Here is a 17,871-nt window from a genome sequence, read left to right as displayed (position 1 = left end):
TAAGCCCTTCGCTTTGGCTTTTGCAATTCCTTCCTTTTGACGCTCACGGATCATGGAGCGTTCAAACTCTGCAAATGCAGCAAGCATCTGAAACATGAGTTTATTTATTGCCGATTGTGCTACATCATGACTGAAGGTCAAATTCTCTTTATGAAAAATAATGGTTATACCACGATCATTCAGACTATTCACAATTTCGTTCAGATCATTTGTATTACGTGCCAGACGATCAATACTATGAACATGCACCGTATCACCTTCACGCAGATAGTCGAGCATTGCATTTAACTGAGGACGTTCACGGCTACCACCGCTTGCCTTTTCAGTAAAGGTCTTATCCAGGCTGATTCCATCTAATTGACGTTCAGTATTTTGTTCAGTTGAACTGACTCGAATATATCCGACCTGATTAGGCATTCTGTACCGTTAGAGTTTAGATAATTAAATACATATTGTACCGAAATTAAATATTAAGTCTATAAATACGGTTTTTGAGTTGCTTTTTAAGACTTTATTTTGTTCCGTTAGGCTATACTCTATAGTTACATAATTCGTGATTTAAAGAGACCTAGAAAAAGAGAAATGGTATTTATTTGAGCTAATCAAAGTTGAGAAACTTTAGAATTCTTGCGTTAGTCAAATTTTAAGCAGCCAAAAGCTATATTTTATGAGGTTTTAGCCAATTCAAAAATTAGATAAACTATACTTTCGCAAGAGGTCTTTTGATTAAATAATAAGCGTGGAACGTGAAAAATCATAAAAAAAGCCCACCTTGGGGAAGATGGGCTATCAACTAGAAACTACAGCATTGATTTCTATAGAGAATTATAACGCTGTTATTCCTAAGTAGTAATGTCCTACCTTAAAACCAAATAGAAATGTCCTATACAGACATTTCCAAGTCAAGCACAGGATTCAGATTTCGTTCTTTGATTACTGTCTTCTGTGCACGTCTGCTTGGCATAGATTGAGAACGATTACGTTTGTTTTGCTGTTCCAATTCTTCATGCTGTTGTTGAATATGATTGAGAACTGCACCTAAACGTTTATTCTCAACAATCTCTCGCTGGTTAAGCTGACTTAATTTATCGAAGATGCTGTAATTGATTTTTCTTCCCTGATATTCAATCGCGACTGTACCATCCGGGTATTCCAGGAACTCAAGATACTTACTAATCAATCTTTGGTTTTCTTCCGTGTTTTCCAGGAGATATACGCATTTATCATAAGTAATCGTCAGGCTATTCGTGACTCTGCGGGGTTCACGCCAGGTAAAAATATCATCTAATTCTTCGGCTGTTTCAGTGACAGTCCGGTGTAGATCCTTGGGATTAAAGGCCATCTTGGCAAACTTCTGATTGAATTGCTCAATGAAGCAGGGTAGCCAGGCATTCGCTTGTTCAATCGAACAGATGCCTTCCAGGCGCATTTCTTTGATCAGACGGTCCTGAAGCGTTCTATTGGCTCGTTCTACACGGCCTTTGGCCTGTGGTGAATTAGCGAAGATAATATCGATATTCAGGGTGCTGAGTACGCGCCCAAATTGCGTAATCTTGGTGTCTTTCTTGCTGCTTTGATTCACCCTGAAGACTGAATGTTTATCGCTGTAGAAGGCTAAAGGCTTACCATGCTGCTCAACATACAAACGTGTTGAAATCATATAGTCAAAGGCTGATTCTGACTCACAGAAGCGTAAGTGCTGCAATTTTCCTGTGGCGTCATCGATAAACACCAATAGACAGCATTTAGGGGCTCTTCCTTCAAACCAGTCATGATGTGAGCCATCAATTTGGATCAGTTCACCATAACAGTCCCGGTTATAACGAGGCTGATATGGGCGTTTCAGGCGTTTGGAGCGAGGAATCCATAAATCGGCTGCAATCATCCAGGAACGCAGGGTTTCCACTGAAATATCGAATCCATGAATGGTAGTCAGCTTTTCATGCGCTAAAGTGGGTCCGAAACCATGGAATTGCTCAGCAACCATATTGAGGCACTTGAGCCTGAGTTCTTCAGGAAGCCTGGAATTGCTGGTTTGACCACGACCGGCATGGGCTAATGCAGCTGGGCCTTGAGCTTTGTATTTTTGCAGTAAACGCCTGATCTGACGTTCTGAAATATGAAGTAGCTGAGCAGCCTGGGATTGAGTTATGCGTTGATCGCAGATTTCCTGCACGACCGACAATCGTTTAAGTTCTTTATCCGACATAGACACCAACATATCAAACCGTCCGCTTCGATAATCGCAAAAGCGCATATTCTAAAAGCGGACATTTTTACTTTGGAGAAACCGGACATTTCTATTTTGGAGTTACAAACGCATTTCGTATAAGGTGTATTATGTTAATTTTAGATTTTTTAAAAAATTAGGGCATCCATGAATCCTTTAGAATTCTACTGTTTAATATTGAAAAATATGGATAAAAACCTGGCTAAGAAACTAGGTAAAATTGAGAAAAAATATACTAATGTTCCATTTAAAAATGATGAAATAGCTAAAGTTAAAATTAAATCCGAATTTGCTTCAGAAATGGGGTTTTTCGTACTTAATTCAGCAACTTCTTTAGCTGTAGATGAAGAAAACTATAATTTTGCATACTGCTTAAAAATCTTAGAACTATATCCAATTAAGAATAACGATTTTTTTTATTGGAATGAGCATATAAAGCTATTTTCAGAATTAGAAAAAAATAATTTTTTATATGAAGATGTCTGCAAACTACATGATTTTCTGGTAAATAACTTTAGCTTTAACGGTGATTTAAAGAATATTATTAGTCATGAGATGCTTAGAAATTCTGGCGTCAATATACTGCTAATTTTAATTCACTTAGATCATTTAATTTCTAAGAAGTGGGGATTCCAATCAATCTCACTAAACCAAGCATTAAAGTTTAAGTTTAAAAATAAACGACCATACTTCCCATCAAAAACTTTTACAGATTTTCTTTTATTTATCTTAAAGATAAATGCAAAGTTTGAAGCAACAAAAGGACATAAAGTCGAGATTCTGAAGACTATTCCTCCAACTAATGGTTTTGAGCAATGGTTAGATCCTTCTCTCGAAGATGAACAAATTAAAGAATTTATACAACTAATTAAAAAAGTTAGAGAAAACAGAAGACTATGCTACTTGAATGAAGTCTATGAGTTCCTAGGTCTACCTTATGGTGAGTTTAAAAATGATGAAATTTATGAACAAGTCTCAGAAGAGAATTATTTATTCCTGAAAAATGAACTTCCAGAAGATAAGTGGTTTGAAAGTATTAATGCCATAGCTGGCCTATGGTTAATATATTTTTGGCAAGACTTTTATTATAAACATTTTCAAAAAACAGCCAGCGTTTCTACGTTAGCTACATCAGAAGATTTTATCGTGATATGGGAAGCCTTCCTGAAGAAATATCCTTCAGAAGGCCAATATCTTTGGCCTTCTGAATTGATATTACAAGATAAATAAATTTTTATTTACGAGGTGGATTATTGTCTCGGCCACCACCTGATGGATTTCCAGTAGTACTAGGCCAACCTGCTGTGCTCATAGTTTTCATCCTTATTTAGATTTCGTAGGTTTATGATTAGGATTCAATTGTCGGCTACGGTTGTCCTGATTCTGCGCATGTTGAATATTATTAGGATTTTTTACTGTAGCACGTTGATCATTCGCTGTTTGTGTCATTGCTTTCTCCTTAAAATGTTTGAACATCTGACAAGGAAAGTATGGCTTCAAAAAAATATGCATCTTGCCTGAAAAACAGTAAAAAAGTTTAAATTTTAACCAAAAAAATTATGTATTTAACATAATGGTGTTATACGAAATTAATGGATGTTCGTATAAATTACTTGCATATTGTATTCGATCGAATACAATATAGTGAGAAGATAAGGAATCCTCATGATTGAAATTAAACGTCTTCCAGAATTTGATGAATGGTTGGATGGCATTAAAGACAATATGACCCGTATCCGCCTGAATCGTCGATTAGATAAGGTTCAACGTGGAAACTGGGGAGACATTAAACCTCTCCAAGATGGCGTTTGGGAAATGAGAGAATTCTTCGGTTCTGGATGGAGGATGTATTACATCCAACATGGTGACGTTGTGATTGTAATGCTTGGTGGTGGAGATAAATCAACTCAACAACAAGACATCGATCGGGCAGTCAAACTATCGAAAACATTGGAGGATTAAAATGGTTAAAGTCGCTGATTTACCAAGTTTTGATATGGCTGAGTCGCTCAAAACTGAAGAAGACATTGTGATGTATCTCAATATGGTTCTTGAAGAAAATGATCCAGCTGAATTAGCCCATGCACTTGGTGTTATTGCTAAAGCTCGTGGCATGACTCAAATCGCTAAAGAAGCAGGGATTGGGCGTGAAGCACTCTACAAAGCCCTACGTCAGGATTCAGCACCACGTTTTGATACGATTAATCGTGTAGTAAATGCTTTAGGCTTAAAACTCACAGTACAACACGCTTAAAACTTTAAAAATATAGTAAAAATGGGAGCTAAAGGCTCCCATTTTTAGATTCGTATAAGGTGTATTATGTTAATTTTAGAAATTCTATATAAATATAGAATTTTTAAAACTTAAATTCTGGCATGTGTCCCATACTTATCAATCATGATCGAACTGGCTTCATTTAGACCACGTACTGTGACATTCGCACCATTCTTTTGAAATTTATTTACAACAGAATCAAGCATGGCGACTGATGTTACATCCCAAATGTGAGAATGGGTCAAATCAATAATCACCTCCTTTACATCCTCTTTAAAGTCAAAACCTTGCATGAATTTTTCAGAAGAACTAAAGAAGATCTGACCTCTCAACTCATATAAACGGGCCATTCCTTCAAAAGATGCTGTCACCTGGATATCATTTTCAAGTTTATTCGCCAGGAACAAGGCTGAAAGTAATACGCCTGTTAACACACCCAAAGCCAGGTTATGCGTAGCAACAACTACAATCACCGTCGCAATCATGACGATATTACTACTCTTAGGATTATCTTTTAACTGAGTGACAGAACTCCATTCAAAGGTACTGATAGAGACCATTATCATTACCGCTACCAATGCAGCCATTGGAATCACTTTGAGCCAGTCGCTGATAAATACAACCAGAATAAGAAGAAAAATGCCCGCAGAGAATGTTGATAAGCGTGTAAGGCCACCTGATTTTACGTTAATCATAGATTGACCAATCATTGCACAACCGGCCATGCCACCCATAAAGCCAGAAGCAATATTCGCAATCCCTTGTCCCTTACATTCCTGATATTTATCACTTGGCGTATCAGTCATTTCATCCACGATAGTTGCTGTCATCATCGATTCAAGTAAACCTACAGCCGCCAGTGCGACTGAATAAGGCAAAATAATCATCAATGTTTCAATATTCAAAGGAATATCTGGAATCAAGAACATTGGAAGTGTGTCAGGTAAAGACCCCATATCGCCCACGGTCCGTACATCAATTCCTAAAGCGATTGCCAATAATGTGATTGCAATGATGCAGACTAGTGGAGAAGGGAGTAATTTTCCTAATTTGGGAACCAGAGGGAATAGATAAATAATTGCTAAACCTAAAGCAACAAAAGCATATACATGCCAGGTCACATTAATCAGTTCAGGCAATTGAGCCATGAAAATTAAGATCGCTAACGCATTTACGAATCCAATAACCACAGATTTAGATACAAACCGCATTAACTTGGCGAGCTTTAAATAGCCTGCCAATATTTGAATCACGCCTGTCAAAATTGTTGCTGCCAGCAGATATTCAAGCCCATGCTCTTTGACCAATGTGACCATAAGCAGCGCCATTGCACCAGTGGCTGCTGAAATCATGGCAGGACGACCACCTACGAAAGAAATCACGACGGCAATACAGAAGGATGCGTATAGACCAACTTTAGGATCTACACCTGCAATAATTGAAAATGCGATGGCTTCAGGGATGAGTGCAAGACCGACGACTAATCCGGCAAGTACATCCCCACGGATGTTAGAGAACCACTGTTCTCGGACATTAGATAACATAAACATAGCCTGTTTTTTAATTTTTCAGATAGGCTAGTGATGTGATATATACAACACACAAACGACTACACCACATCACTAGACAGTGATGAGTTATTTACAGATTTAAGACGATAAATAAACTTAAGGTGGCGTAAGTGTCATAAGATGAAAGAACGTTTTAGAGTAAAAAAATCAGGACAAGGGTAACAGCTAGGTACTTTTTTATAAAGCCTGGATGTTATATCCAAGCTTTGTTTAATCGGTATTTTATGAAGCTTTTGGCTCCCCAAGTAATTGACCTATTTCCAAACGTGTATAGCCACGTTCTTTAAAAATCAAAACAATAGCCTGTTTATAATCTTCAGAAGTAGAAGTCTTATACTTAGTTATCAGTTGATTTTCAGAATTCAGCTCAAGATCATTTTTGATGGTCAATACTTCGCTAGAGATCTTGTTAAAGATATTTAGGTTAAACATACAGGCACTCGTCATCCGTATTATAGCGGCCCGACTATAACGAATACCTGTCTTAGCTACGCTAGACACCCTTGGCCGCAAGGATTACAAATTAAGAAAAATTCCGCAAGTTTTTGTCTATTGAAAGAATAAATAATCTCCCAACTGCTATCTATTTAACATAATGGTGGTTATACGAAATTCTGTTGTAGCCCCATACATTCAAGTTTATTTCTTGCATGAATGTATCCTATAGGATACATTACTCTTATGTACTCAATATATACCACTGAAGTCTTTGATGACTGGTTTACTAAGTTAAAAGACCTGCAGGCAAAAAGACGTATACAAGTCCGAATTGATCGGGTTGAAGATGGAAACTTTGGAGATACTGAACCAGTAGGTGAAGGTGTTTCTGAATTACGTTTCTTCTTTGGACCTGGCTACAGGATCTATTACTGTAAGCAAGGGCAAAGGGTCGTTATTCTTTTAGCAGGCGGAGACAAGTCTACGCAAAGTAAAGATATAAAACTTGCCCTACAATTAGCACAAGATTTAGAGGAGGAGCTGTAAATGGCTATCAAACTTCGCAAATGGGACAGTGCTGAACATCTTAAAACAGAAGAAGATATGCAAGCTTACCTACAAGCCTGTATCGATGAATCTAATGGTGATGCGGCATTCATTGCAAAAGCTTTAGGTAATATTGCTAAAGCTAAAGGAATGGCTCAATTATCAAGAGACACTGGTTTAGGTCGAGAAAGTCTTTATAAAGCACTTTCTGGCGATGTAAATCCAAGCTTTGATACTGTTATTAAAGTCGTAAAAGCACTGAATTTACGCTTAGCAATTTAAAAAAAACTAGTAAAAAAGGGAGCTTTAAGCTCCATTTTTCATTTCAACTTCGTATAACGTGTATTATGTTAATTTTAGGAAAAGTGAAAAATAATCTACAATAGAATCTACGAAAAATTGGCCATCAATTATGCCTGATTTCTCCAGTGGAAATAATTGGATTGTGAGATCCCCCACTCAAAATCATAAATTAGAAAGAATTGAAGCATTTCTTTCCAATTATGCTTATAAACCTCACCGACATGATACTTATGCTATTGGCAGGACTCTTTCCGGAGTTCAAAACTTTCATTACAAAGGTACATTGCAACATAGCTTGCCAGGCATGACTATGGTTCTACACCCGGATGAAAAGCATGATGGTGAATCAGGAACATTAGATGGCTATCGCTATAGAATGATTTACATCGAACCAGCGATGATCCAAACCATTTTAAAGGGTAAACCTTTGCCTTTTATCAGACATGGCTTAAGTAATGATATTCGCCTGTTTAGGGCAATGGATAGCTTTCTAAATAATATAAATAATTATATGGATACCCTAGAAGAGGAAGATGCTCTATTTGATTTGGCAACTACACTGTGTGAAATTTCAGATACTTCATCTAACCAAAACAAAAAATTTGACTACAAGGCAGCAGAGAGAGCGCGTGAGTGTATTTTGGCGTATCCACATGAAAACTTAAGTTTGTCAGATTTAGAGAAACATGCTGATCGTGACCGCTGGAGCCTTTCTCGTGATTTCCGATTATTATTTGGAACTAGCCCACACCGTTATATGATCATGCGTCGCTTAGAAACAGTTAAGTTCTACCTTGCTCAAGGGGAGTCTATTGTTAATGCTGCTTTAAATGCAGGCTTTTTTGATCAGAGTCATATGACCAGACATTTTATAAAAACATTTGGTTTAACTCCCACTCAATGGAAAATGATAAATATTAAAAGATAGCCGTTCGATTTGAACGGCTAATTTGTCCTACAGCAGATTTATTCCATTAAGAAAATCTTTGAACATAAAAAGCCCTGATAAAATCAAGAGTATACCCATCAGCTTATTTAGCCGATTAAACCAGATAGGATTAGCAATTTTGTTGCCTAATACTTTTCCAACCAGAGCATAGGTGAATGGTGCGCCAACAGCACCAAGTGAAATCAGTAAAGAAACTATCAAGATCATGATTCCTGTGATTTTGGCTGCAGGGTACATAATTGTCGTAACAGGTAGAATGACGAGAATGGCTTTTGGATTTAATAACTGAATAAATAAGCCATTTAAGAATGTTAGATGGCTTTCTTGCTGTTGAGTTGTTTCTACATTCGCCCTAATCATTTTTATAGCCAAGTAGAATGTATAAATTGCACCCGCTAAAGCAATATAATGAATCAATCCATGTGGAATAACAGCTTCACCTATATAGCCAAACAATACGAATAAGATCAACATGGCGAAACCAATGCCTAGGTAAAATCCTATAGTCTTTTTTAATTGACCTGTAAGGCCAGAATTTAGCCCCATAAAATTTACAGGGCCTGGGCTATACATAACGCTTAATGTATAAAGAAATATTTCCACAGAGTTCACTCAATTAGATAGCAATAAACATCAAAGAGAGAACGGTATCGAGTTATAGGCCTTAAAGATTGTACGTTTGTGCTGAACTAATTAAAAATTTCTATTTAACTTATGTTCACCTAAAGTTCACTTCATAAGTGTATAAAGAAACTATGTATTGTATTTTCAATTGCTTATATAAATATTAGTCTTGGTTTAGAATTTTAAAGTTCATGAACTATGAGAAAAAACTAAGATACGATCAAAATTGTAGAACAACAAAATTATTTATACTAATTTACAAGCCACGCTGTTTAAGCGTGTCATTAAAAAATAAATCTTTTAATCTCTCCACACAATCTCCACACAATCTCCACACAACATCAGCAATTCATAAACACTGCTATTTCAAAATAGTAGTATCTAAAACCCCCCCTCTGAAAAAGCATGTCAACACATTATCATTTAATAGGTTCAATACTTATTACAACTGTACTTTTAATCGGCTGTACACAAGCCAAAGATGCTGAACAGTCCCCAACAGAAATGCCACCAGCGGTTGTCAGTACCATCACGGTATTACCGCATTCCATGAATTTAATTGAAAATCTTCCAGGCCGTGTTGTCGCTTACCGTATTGCTGAAATTCGCCCGCAAGTAGGTGGAATTGTTGATAAAGTACTTTTTAAGCAAGGCTCTTATGTGCAAGCAGGTCAACCGCTTTTTAAATTGAATTCTGAAATATTTCAGGCAGATGTAAAAAGCAATCAAGCCACTTTAAACCGTGCACAAGCTGAGGTGACACGTTTGCAGGTGCTGTTAAAACGCTACACTGAATTAGTAAAAGTAAATGCGGTTAGTCAGCAGGAATACAACAATACCGAAGCAGATTATCAAAAAGCAAAAGCCGATGTGGCGCAAATGCAAGCCATGTTAAGCAGACAACAACTTAATCTTAAATATGCGACTGTTACAGCCCCTATCTCGGGAACGATTGGTGAAATCTTAGTGACTGAGGGTGCATTAGTTGGTCAAGGTGATACTAATGCAATGGCCGTAATACAACAGATTAATAAAGTCTATGTTGATGTAAAGCAATCAATTAGTGATTATGAAAAACTACAGGAAGCTTTACAGCAAGGTGACGTGTCAAATACCAAACATACGGTTGAAATCCTAAATAGTCAGGGTAAACCTTATAACGTTACAGGTGAAATCCTATTTTCGGATACTAAAGTTGATCCTGATACGGGTGATGTCACAATCCGTATTTTAGCCAATAATGAAAATCAAAAACTTTTGCCAGGCATGTATGTTCGAGTCAATATGAGCCGAGCTCAAGTTGAAAATGCGCTCCTAGTTCCAGAACAAGCGATTCAACATGATATTAGTGGTAAAGCCAATGTTACGATTGTTAATCAAAAAGGTTTAGCGCAAAGCAAGCCTGTTCAGCTTGGTCAACGTTATCAAAATAACTATGTGATCAAACAAGGGTTACAAGCAGGTGAGAAAGTCATTGTTGAAGGGGCTGATCGTATACAGCCTGAGCAAAAATTAAAAATTAAGCAGTGGCAACCTACAAATATTAAGGAAAATGGAGGACAGCAATAATGTCCCAATTTTTCATTAGGCGTCCTATTTTTGCATGGGTGATTGCTTTATTTATTATTCTGTTGGGTGTACTAAGCATCCCCAAGTTACCTATTGCACGATTCCCAAGTGTTGCGCCACCACAGATTAGTATTACGGCAATCTATCCAGGTGCTACGCCAAAAACATTGAATGATAGTGTTGTGACCTTGATTGAGCGGGAAATGTCAGGTGTCAAAAACTTACTTTATTACAGTTCAAGTTCAGATAGTTCTGGAACAGCAACAATCACCGCAACATTTAAACCAGGTACAGATGTAGAACTTGCACAAATTGATGTGCAAAACAAAATTAAAGCCATTGAGTCACGCTTACCTCAAACAGTGCGACAACAAGGGCTGATGGTCGATGCTGCGTCGTCTGGTTTTTTAATGATGGTGGGCTTAAGTTCACCGAATGGCAAATATAGTGAAATTGATGTCAGTGACTATATGACTCGCTATGTGATTGAAGAATTAAAGCGGGTTGACGGTGTTGGTAAAGTCCAAAATTTTGGTGCTGAAAAAGCCATGCGGATTTGGGTCGATCCAGATCGTTTGGTTTCTTATGGATTGAGTATTCAAGATGTGAATACAGCCATCCAAAACCAAAACTTGCCGATATCACCAGGTCGTATTGGTGATGTTCCTGCTTTGACGGGGCAACAAATTACTATTCCTTTAACTGCTCAAGGTCAATTAGAAACTGTAGAGCAATTCAAGAAAATTAGTTTACGTGCTCAACAAAATGGCGCCAATGTTCGACTGTCGGATGTCGCTCGTGTCGAAATCGGGGCACAGATGTATAACTTTGCGATTTTAGAAAATGGCAAAGCCTCTACAGCTGTGGCGATACAAATGAGTCCTGGTGCCAACGCTGTCAAGACTGCAGAAGGTGTTAAAGCGAAAATTGAACAGTTAGGTTCAGCACTGCCTGATGGTATGAAATTCTCTATACCTTACGACACTGCACCTTTTGTAAAAATCTCGATTGAAAAAGTAATCATGACATTGCTTGAAGCTATGGCATTAGTTTTTATTGTCATGTTTATCTTTTTACACAATGTTCGATACACCTTAATTCCGGCGATTGTTGCACCGATTGCATTGCTTGGCACATTCTCAGTCATGCTGCTTGCTGGTTTTTCGATTAATGTGCTGACCATGTTCGGTATGGTGCTTGCGATCGGGATTATTGTCGATGATGCGATTGTGGTCATTGAGAATGTTGAACGCATTATGGCGACAGAAGGCTTATCTCCAGTTGAAGCCACATCTAAAGCCATGAAGGAAATTACCAATCCGATTATTGGCATCACCTTAGTGTTAGCCGCTGTATTCTTGCCGATGGCATTGGCGTCAGGCTCAGTGGGGATTATCTATCGTCAGTTCACCATTACCATGTCGGTTTCAATTTTATTCTCAGCTTTCCTTGCACTGACATTAACCCCTGCGTTATGTGCAACGATGTTAAAACCGATTGATCAAGACCATCAGAAAAAGGGTGTTTTTGCATCGTTTGATCGCAGTTTTGAGAAGCTGAACAATCGCTATGAACGCAGTTTATTTAAAGTAATTAAACATAAAACCCTCGCAATGTTATGTTTCTTAGGCATTGTCATTGTGCTGATTTTTAGTTTTAAACACGTTCCGACTGCGTTTATGCCAGAAGAAGATCAGGGGTGGTTTATGACTTCGATTCAACTTCCTGCGGATGCAACTCAAGAACGTACCCGTAAAGTCGTTGCTGAGTTTCAAAATTATTTAGACCAAGAAACGGGGATTAAAGACAATATGGCGGTCTTAGGTTTTGGTTTTAGTGGATCTGGTCAGAATACAGCGATGTATTTTACCAATCTATTGCCATTCGAAGAGCGTACTATTACGGCACAAGAAGTCGTGAATAATGCCAATATAGCGATGGCTGAAAGTTCAGAAGGTCAAACCATGTCTGTGTTACCACCAGCAATTGATGAATTGGGTAACTCATCTGGTTTTTCACTGAGATTATTAGATCGTGGCAATATTGGCATGCCTGCTTTAAGAGAAGCACAAGATCAGCTTTTAGCATTAGCAGCACAAAGTAAAATCGTGGCGGAGGTCTATCCTGAAGGTTTGCCAGATGGCAGTTCTGTACAGCTTAAAATTGATAGAGATAAATTGCAGGCATTAGGTGTTAATTTCAGTGATGTGACCGATATTATTTCAACCTCAATGGGTTCGATGTATATCAATGATTTTCCAAATCATGACCGTATGCAGCAAGTCATTGTGCAACTTGATGCCAAATCACGCATGAGTATTGAAGATATTCTTCAGATTAAGGTGAACAGTCAAAGCGGTAAATTGGTTTCAATGTCTGAAATAATTACTCCAATTTGGCAACATTCCCCACAACAATACAATCGTTACAACGGTCGTCCATCATTGAGTATTTCTGGCAGTCCAGCAGCAGGTATATCTTCAGGACAAGCCATGACTGAGATGGAAAATTTGATTGAACAACTTCCGAAAGGTGTGGGTTATGAGTGGACTGGGATTTCTCTAGAAGAAAAACAGTCGGAATCACAAACCTTGTTTTTATTACTGTTGTCGATGTTAGTCGTTTTCCTTGTCTTGGCAGCGCTTTATGAAAGCTGGTCAATTCCATTCTCTGTGATGCTAGTTGTCCCTCTAGGGTTGATTGGCGCCTTTTTAGCAGTAATGTTACGTGGTATGCCAAATGATATTTTCTTTAAGGTCGGCATGATCACGATTATTGGTCTATCTGCAAAGAATGCTATTTTGATTGTTGAGTTTGCAAAAGCACTAAGAGAAGAAGGAATGGGTTTAGTGGAGGCAACCGTTGCAGCCGCTAAATTGCGCTTACGTCCAATCCTAATGACATCTTTGGCATTTACCTGTGGCGTTATTCCTTTAGTCATTGCCAGTGGCGCTAGTTCTGAAACTCAAAAAGCGATTGGTACAGGCGTCTTTGGCGGCATGATCAGCGCAACAATTCTAGCTGTTATTTTTGTACCGATTTTCTTTATTGTCGTCATGAGCATGGTTGAGAAATTCTCGAAACGTAAAGCGGCACATTAAGCATCAAAACTGAGAATAAAAGCTGTGGGTTAACGAGTTTAGCCCACAACAAATCTTTCATTTACATCTTTATTTCAGAATTGATTTAATAAACCATCAATATAGGTTTAATCATGAAAGCTACCAATCTTGATCCGAAACGCTGGTGGATATTGCTCGCTGTCGTGCTTGCATTTCTGCCGATTGTGATTGATATGACTGTACTGCATGTTGCGGTTCCCTCATTAACCCAATCGCTGAGTGCCACAAGTAACCAAGTCTTATGGATTATTGATATTTATCCATTACTTATGGCTGGACTTTTAGTTCCGATGGGAACTTTGGCTGATCGTGTCGGCAATCGTAAGATTCTGCTGATTGGCTTGGTTATATTTGGAATTGCCTCAGTCCTTGCGGCATTTTCCCAAACGGCTTCTATGCTGATTGCCGCACGTGCTTTATTAGCATTAGGCGGTGCCATGATTATGCCCTGTGTATTGGGTATTATTCGCAGAACCTTCGAAGACAGTCGCGAACGTGCCATTGCGCTGGGTATTTGGGGCACAATCGGATCAGCCGGTGCCGCCATTGGACCGCTCATTGGTGGGGGATTGTTAGAATATTTCTGGTGGGGTTCAGTTTTCCTGATTAACGTCCCAATCATGCTGGTTGTCGCACCAATGTGCTATTTCTTATTGTCCCGAAAAGAAGCTATAACCCCTGGACATTGGGCATTTGGTCAAGCGCTATTGCTGATTGTCGGTTTGATTTCGTTTGTATATGCACTAAAAGCAGGCTTAGGCGGTAAACAGTCGTTGTTGATTGTCTTGCCTTTGGTCGTTTTATCTATCGGCTTATTAACCATATTTGTACGCAAACAGCTGAATTCTCCTCAGCCGATGCTAGATCTTTCGCTATTTTCACGTCCTGCTATTTTAGCCGGCATTATTATGGCAATGGTTGCTGCAGGCGCTTTGGCAGGGGTTGAGTTAACTTTGGCAATGGAGCTGCAATATGTCATTCGTTTAACACCGCTGCAAGCCGGTCTTTTTATGGTTCCGATTATGGTTGCGGCCGCTATTGGCGGGCCTATTGCTGGTTTTTTATCCAATAAATTTGGACTCCGTCTGGTTGCGACCATGTCATTAATATTGGCAGCAATTGCGTTGGTCAGTTTGAGTTATTCAGATTTTCATCATCCGGGAATCATCGTTCCCTTTATTTTAGCTTCGATTGGATTAACACTGAGTATTGGTTTAACAGCTTCATCCATTGCGATCATGGGCTCAGTACCTGCAGAAAAGGGCGGTGCGGCAGGTTCACTTGAAAGTACAGGTTATGAACTGGGTACAGGACTAGGTATTACTTTATTTGGTGTTTTCATGGCCTATATATTTGGCAGTCATCTTCAAGTGCCGTCAGATTTAACTGCTGTTTTAGCAGAAAAAGCCAGACTTTCGATTGGTGATACCTATTTAGTGGCGAGCCAGTTACCCGTTGAACAAGGTACAGCATTGATTAACGCAGGTAAAATTGCCTTCAGTTCAGCTCATGTTAATTTATTATTAACAGCAGGGATTATCATCGGGATACTCTCCATTGTGGTATTTTTTATGCTAGCTAAATATCGAGATGAGAATTCATTGTGATGAAATTTATTTGAGGATCATCAAACAGAATGGTTAAGTTCAGACATCAATTTATCTTAAATTTATGGTTTAAATTAAGCCGTATTAATCTGAACTTAACACATTATAAATGAGTTGATGTCTTACGATTTAGTTGAATAGTAAAACAGCTGCCACCTAAGTTTTTGGATTTAGAATAATAAATATGACCTTGGTGTGCTTCAATAATTGCATCAATCACTGCCAAGCCTAATCCAGTACCGCCATCTAGACATGATCTAGAGTCTTCCAGTCGATAGAAGGGTTTGAACAGGTGTTTAAGATGCGATTCATCAATACCAGGACCTTCATCTTCAAACGTCAATACCCAATGTTCTGCTGTGGTTACAGATGTAATATTTATTTTTCCAGCATTCGAATATCTTAGAAAGTTAGAGAACAATGCAATAAAGACCTGTTCCATCCTTCTTATATCAACGCAAACCAATTTATCCGTCAAATTTAAAACAATAGTTAAACCTTTAACATGAAACCGTTCATTAAACATCTGCAGACATTTTTCAATACTATTTTTTAAATTGGTCTTTTCTAGTTCTAATCGTAATTGTTTATTTTCAATAAGTGTCAGTGTCCGTAAATCTTCCACAAGGTAAGATAAGCCTTCGACTTGGTTCAATAAGCTTAGGTGTAAAGCTTTATCGGCAATAAATATACCATCGACAATACCTTGCAAGCGACCTTGTAATATTGTCACAGGTGTTCGTAATTCATGTGCAATTGCAGCATTCCAAACAGTTGAATTCTTAACTGATACTTCAAGTTGGTTTGCCATTTCATTGAAGTTCTCAATAAGAGACTTGATTTCATGTGGAATATCATGATGTGGCTGTTTAATTCTGAGTGCTAAATTGCCTTGTTGAATTTGTTGAATAACATCTGCTAAATCACTAATTGGCTGTGTATAGCGTTTTCCATATTTAAAGGCGAGGATAGTAGAAAGAAAAAAGCCTGTTAATAGCACTAAAAACAGCCAGATAAAGTCAACGGAGGTAACTGAAAATTCATTTGAATTAATAACTTGTGTATTTAGAAAACCTATTTTTATCGCCCAGCTATAAACAAAATAGCCAATCATGAAAGATAACAGCGTAATGCCTAAATTGAATAGGCTCATCATGATAATAAACTGGAAGTTAATTCCAACAGAATTTTTAAAAAAGTTAAATTTCATGATTTTGATCTAAGCGATACCCCACGCCACGGACATTGATTAATAAGCCATTTACATCATTTTCTTCAAGTTTTTTGCGTAATTTGCTGATATGGCTATCTACAGTGCGATCTAAAGCATCACTTTCAGGCATACAGTTTTGGATCAATTCATTACGTGTAAAGACTTTATTCGGTGTTTTTGCCATCAAAAACAGTATCTTATACTCAGTTAACGTAAGGTTGAGCAACTGATTTCTTTGACCATTTGAAATGTAAACTTGATGATGATCTGGATTAATTTCAATATTTCTATAACGAATAATATTAGTTATTTCCATATTTTGGCTTGTACTTCGTCTAAGTACGGCTTGTATTCGTGCAATCACTTCGTTTGGGTTAAATGGCTTAATAATAAAGTCATCAGCACCCATTTTTAGCCCCATGATCTTATTCACTTGATCATCTAAGGCAGTCAGCATAATGACAGGTAAATGACTTGTTTGACGGATGATTTGTAGAATTTCCCAGCCATTTAGTTTGGGTAATTTAATATCAAGGAGAATCAGGTCGATAGAGTTGGCTTTTAGGCACTCTAAAGCTTGTTGTCCATCCAATGCACGGATGACCTGCATGTTTTCATTTTTTATGTATTTTTCAAGAATGTCACCAATATCATAATCATCTTCTACAACGAGAATGACGCTGTTTTCGAAGCTGTGCTGTAGATTTGGATACATATATTTTATCTTAGATGAAGTAGCTATGCATTTTAACATTTAATTGTGTAATGGAGATGATTAGACGAGCAGTCATTTATATTTGTAATTGAGGGGTGACATATAATAAAATTCGTTGCATATCAGTATTAATGAACAAAATGTCAATTATCATTCATTTAACATAATGGCTGTTATACGAAACGAGAGTTGTAACTCCAAAATAGAAATGTCCGGTTTCTCCAAAGTAAAAATGTCCGCTTTTAGAATATGCGCTGTTGCAATTTTCTTAGCGGACGGTTTGATATGTTGGTGTCTATGTCGGATAAAGAACTTAAACGATTGTCGGTCTTGCAAGAAATCTGTGATCAACGCATAACCCAGCCCCAGGCTGCTCAGCTACTTCATATTTCAGAACGTCAGATCAGACGTTTATTGCAAAAATACAAAACTCAAGGTCCAACTGCATTAGCCCATGCTGCACGTGGCCAAATCAGCAATTCCAGGCTTCCTGAAGAGCTCAGACTCAAGTGCCTCAATCTGGTCGCTGAACAATTCCATGGTTTCGGACCCACTTTAGCGCATGAAAAGCTCACCACCGTTCATGGCTTTGATATTTCAGTTGAAACACTGCGTTCCTGGATGATTGCAGCAGATCTGTGGATTCCTCGCGCCAAGCGCCTGAAACGCCCGTATCAGCCTCGTTACAACCGGGATTGCTTTGGTGAAC

General features: G+C 38.1%; 18 protein-coding genes. 10 read left to right on the top strand and 8 right to left on the bottom strand.

From position 1 onward, the window contains the following. Both FTU03_RS14915 and FTU03_RS14910 read right to left on the bottom strand, forming a co-directional pair. Window positions 1-417: recombinase family protein (locus FTU03_RS14915; protein ID WP_179993399.1), on the bottom strand; the 417-nt coding region annotated here is incomplete at its 3' end. Between the two features lie 466 nt (window positions 418-883). Further along, window positions 884-2,209: an ISNCY family transposase gene (locus FTU03_RS14910; protein ID WP_179989167.1), complete on the bottom strand. Its 1,326-nt coding sequence runs from the start codon at window positions 2,207-2,209 to the stop codon at window positions 884-886. A gap of 168 nt (window positions 2,210-2,377) precedes the next feature. Here FTU03_RS14910 and FTU03_RS14905 point away from each other — a divergent pair, with 168 nt between their 5' ends. Then, complete coding sequence (locus FTU03_RS14905; RefSeq protein ID WP_004969299.1) at window positions 2,378-3,460, top strand: hypothetical protein; 1,083 nt, start codon at window positions 2,378-2,380, stop codon at window positions 3,458-3,460. A gap of 93 nt (window positions 3,461-3,553) precedes the next feature. Here the strand turns inward: FTU03_RS14905 and FTU03_RS16275 are convergent, their stop codons facing one another. Then, entirely contained in the window at window positions 3,554-3,679 is a 126-nt protein-coding gene (locus FTU03_RS16275) for a hypothetical protein (protein WP_004969301.1), read from the bottom strand. Window positions 3,680-3,895: 216 nt separating this feature from the next. Here FTU03_RS16275 and FTU03_RS14900 point away from each other — a divergent pair, with 216 nt between their 5' ends. Beyond that, entirely contained in the window at window positions 3,896-4,192 is a 297-nt protein-coding gene (locus FTU03_RS14900) for a type II toxin-antitoxin system RelE/ParE family toxin (RefSeq protein WP_004647749.1), read from the top strand. Window position 4,193: 1 nt separating this feature from the next. After that, the gene (locus tag FTU03_RS14895) at window positions 4,194-4,484 is read left to right on the top strand and encodes an addiction module antidote protein (protein ID WP_004969304.1); all 291 of its coding nucleotides are present in this window, start codon (window positions 4,194-4,196) and stop codon (window positions 4,482-4,484) included. Between the two features lie 110 nt (window positions 4,485-4,594). Here the strand turns inward: FTU03_RS14895 and FTU03_RS14890 are convergent, their stop codons facing one another. Both FTU03_RS14890 and FTU03_RS14885 read right to left on the bottom strand, forming a co-directional pair. After that, window positions 4,595-6,049 (bottom strand): SulP family inorganic anion transporter, encoded by a 1,455-nt coding sequence (locus tag FTU03_RS14890; RefSeq protein ID WP_026438532.1) that lies wholly within the window; start codon window positions 6,047-6,049, stop codon window positions 4,595-4,597. A 249-nt stretch (window positions 6,050-6,298) separates the two neighbouring features. Next, entirely contained in the window at window positions 6,299-6,508 is a 210-nt protein-coding gene (locus FTU03_RS14885) for a hypothetical protein (RefSeq protein WP_004976362.1), read from the bottom strand. Window positions 6,509-6,757: 249 nt separating this feature from the next. Between FTU03_RS14885 and FTU03_RS14880 the strand changes: the two genes are divergently transcribed. The 3 genes from FTU03_RS14880 to FTU03_RS14870 all read left to right on the top strand — a co-directional run bounded on the left by FTU03_RS14880 (window position 6,758) and on the right by FTU03_RS14870 (window position 8,291). Then, window positions 6,758-7,060, top strand: a complete 303-nt coding sequence (locus FTU03_RS14880) for a type II toxin-antitoxin system RelE/ParE family toxin (protein ID WP_154320144.1) — start codon at window positions 6,758-6,760, stop codon at window positions 7,058-7,060. Further along, window positions 7,061-7,342, top strand: coding sequence for an addiction module antidote protein (locus tag FTU03_RS14875; RefSeq protein WP_000985610.1), 282 nt, complete (start codon window positions 7,061-7,063; stop codon window positions 7,340-7,342). 130 nt (window positions 7,343-7,472) lie between these two features. Beyond that, a complete protein-coding gene (locus FTU03_RS14870) occupies window positions 7,473-8,291 on the top strand; it encodes an AraC family transcriptional regulator (RefSeq protein ID WP_032073151.1) in 819 nt (272 codons plus the stop codon). A 27-nt stretch (window positions 8,292-8,318) separates the two neighbouring features. On the opposite strand, the gene FTU03_RS14865 is transcribed toward FTU03_RS14870, so the two are convergent. Beyond that, window positions 8,319-8,915 carry a LysE family translocator gene (locus FTU03_RS14865; protein WP_074163998.1) on the bottom strand — a complete coding sequence of 199 codons (597 nt, stop codon included), beginning with the start codon at window positions 8,913-8,915 and terminating at the stop codon, window positions 8,319-8,321. Between the two features lie 426 nt (window positions 8,916-9,341). On the opposite strand from FTU03_RS14865, the gene FTU03_RS14860 reads away from it, so the two are divergent. From FTU03_RS14860 to FTU03_RS14850, 3 genes are all read left to right on the top strand, one after another. Then, window positions 9,342-10,505: an efflux RND transporter periplasmic adaptor subunit gene (locus FTU03_RS14860; protein ID WP_032073150.1), complete on the top strand. Its 1,164-nt coding sequence runs from the start codon at window positions 9,342-9,344 to the stop codon at window positions 10,503-10,505. Continuing rightward, window positions 10,502-13,606, top strand: a complete 3,105-nt coding sequence (locus FTU03_RS14855) for a multidrug efflux RND transporter permease subunit (RefSeq protein ID WP_270915313.1) — start codon at window positions 10,502-10,504, stop codon at window positions 13,604-13,606. The genes FTU03_RS14860 and FTU03_RS14855 overlap by 4 nt, the downstream gene beginning before the upstream one ends. 113 nt (window positions 13,607-13,719) lie before the next feature. Next, a complete protein-coding gene (locus FTU03_RS14850) occupies window positions 13,720-15,234 on the top strand; it encodes an MFS transporter (protein ID WP_032073148.1) in 1,515 nt (504 codons plus the stop codon). A gap of 103 nt (window positions 15,235-15,337) precedes the next feature. Here the strand turns inward: FTU03_RS14850 and adeS are convergent, their stop codons facing one another. Together adeS and adeR are read right to left on the bottom strand one after the other, a co-directional pair. After that, window positions 15,338-16,444, bottom strand: coding sequence for a two-component sensor histidine kinase AdeS (adeS, locus tag FTU03_RS14845; protein WP_032073131.1), 1,107 nt, complete (start codon window positions 16,442-16,444; stop codon window positions 15,338-15,340). Continuing rightward, window positions 16,434-17,162 carry an efflux system response regulator transcription factor AdeR gene (gene adeR / locus FTU03_RS14840; protein WP_032073130.1) on the bottom strand — a complete coding sequence of 243 codons (729 nt, stop codon included), beginning with the start codon at window positions 17,160-17,162 and terminating at the stop codon, window positions 16,434-16,436. The genes adeS and adeR overlap by 11 nt, the downstream gene beginning before the upstream one ends. Before the next feature lie 297 nt (window positions 17,163-17,459). Between adeR and FTU03_RS14835 the strand changes: the two genes are divergently transcribed. Then, on the top strand, window positions 17,460-17,871 hold a 412-nt coding region (locus FTU03_RS14835; RefSeq protein ID WP_180159655.1), incomplete at its 3' end, for a helix-turn-helix domain-containing protein.

The sequence above is a fragment of the Acinetobacter sp. YH12046 genome (assembly GCF_013419905.1).
GTDB lineage: Bacteria > Pseudomonadota > Gammaproteobacteria > Pseudomonadales > Moraxellaceae > Acinetobacter.
Note: the sequence above shows the minus strand (reverse complement) of the source record. Positions and strands in the feature narration are given on the sequence as shown.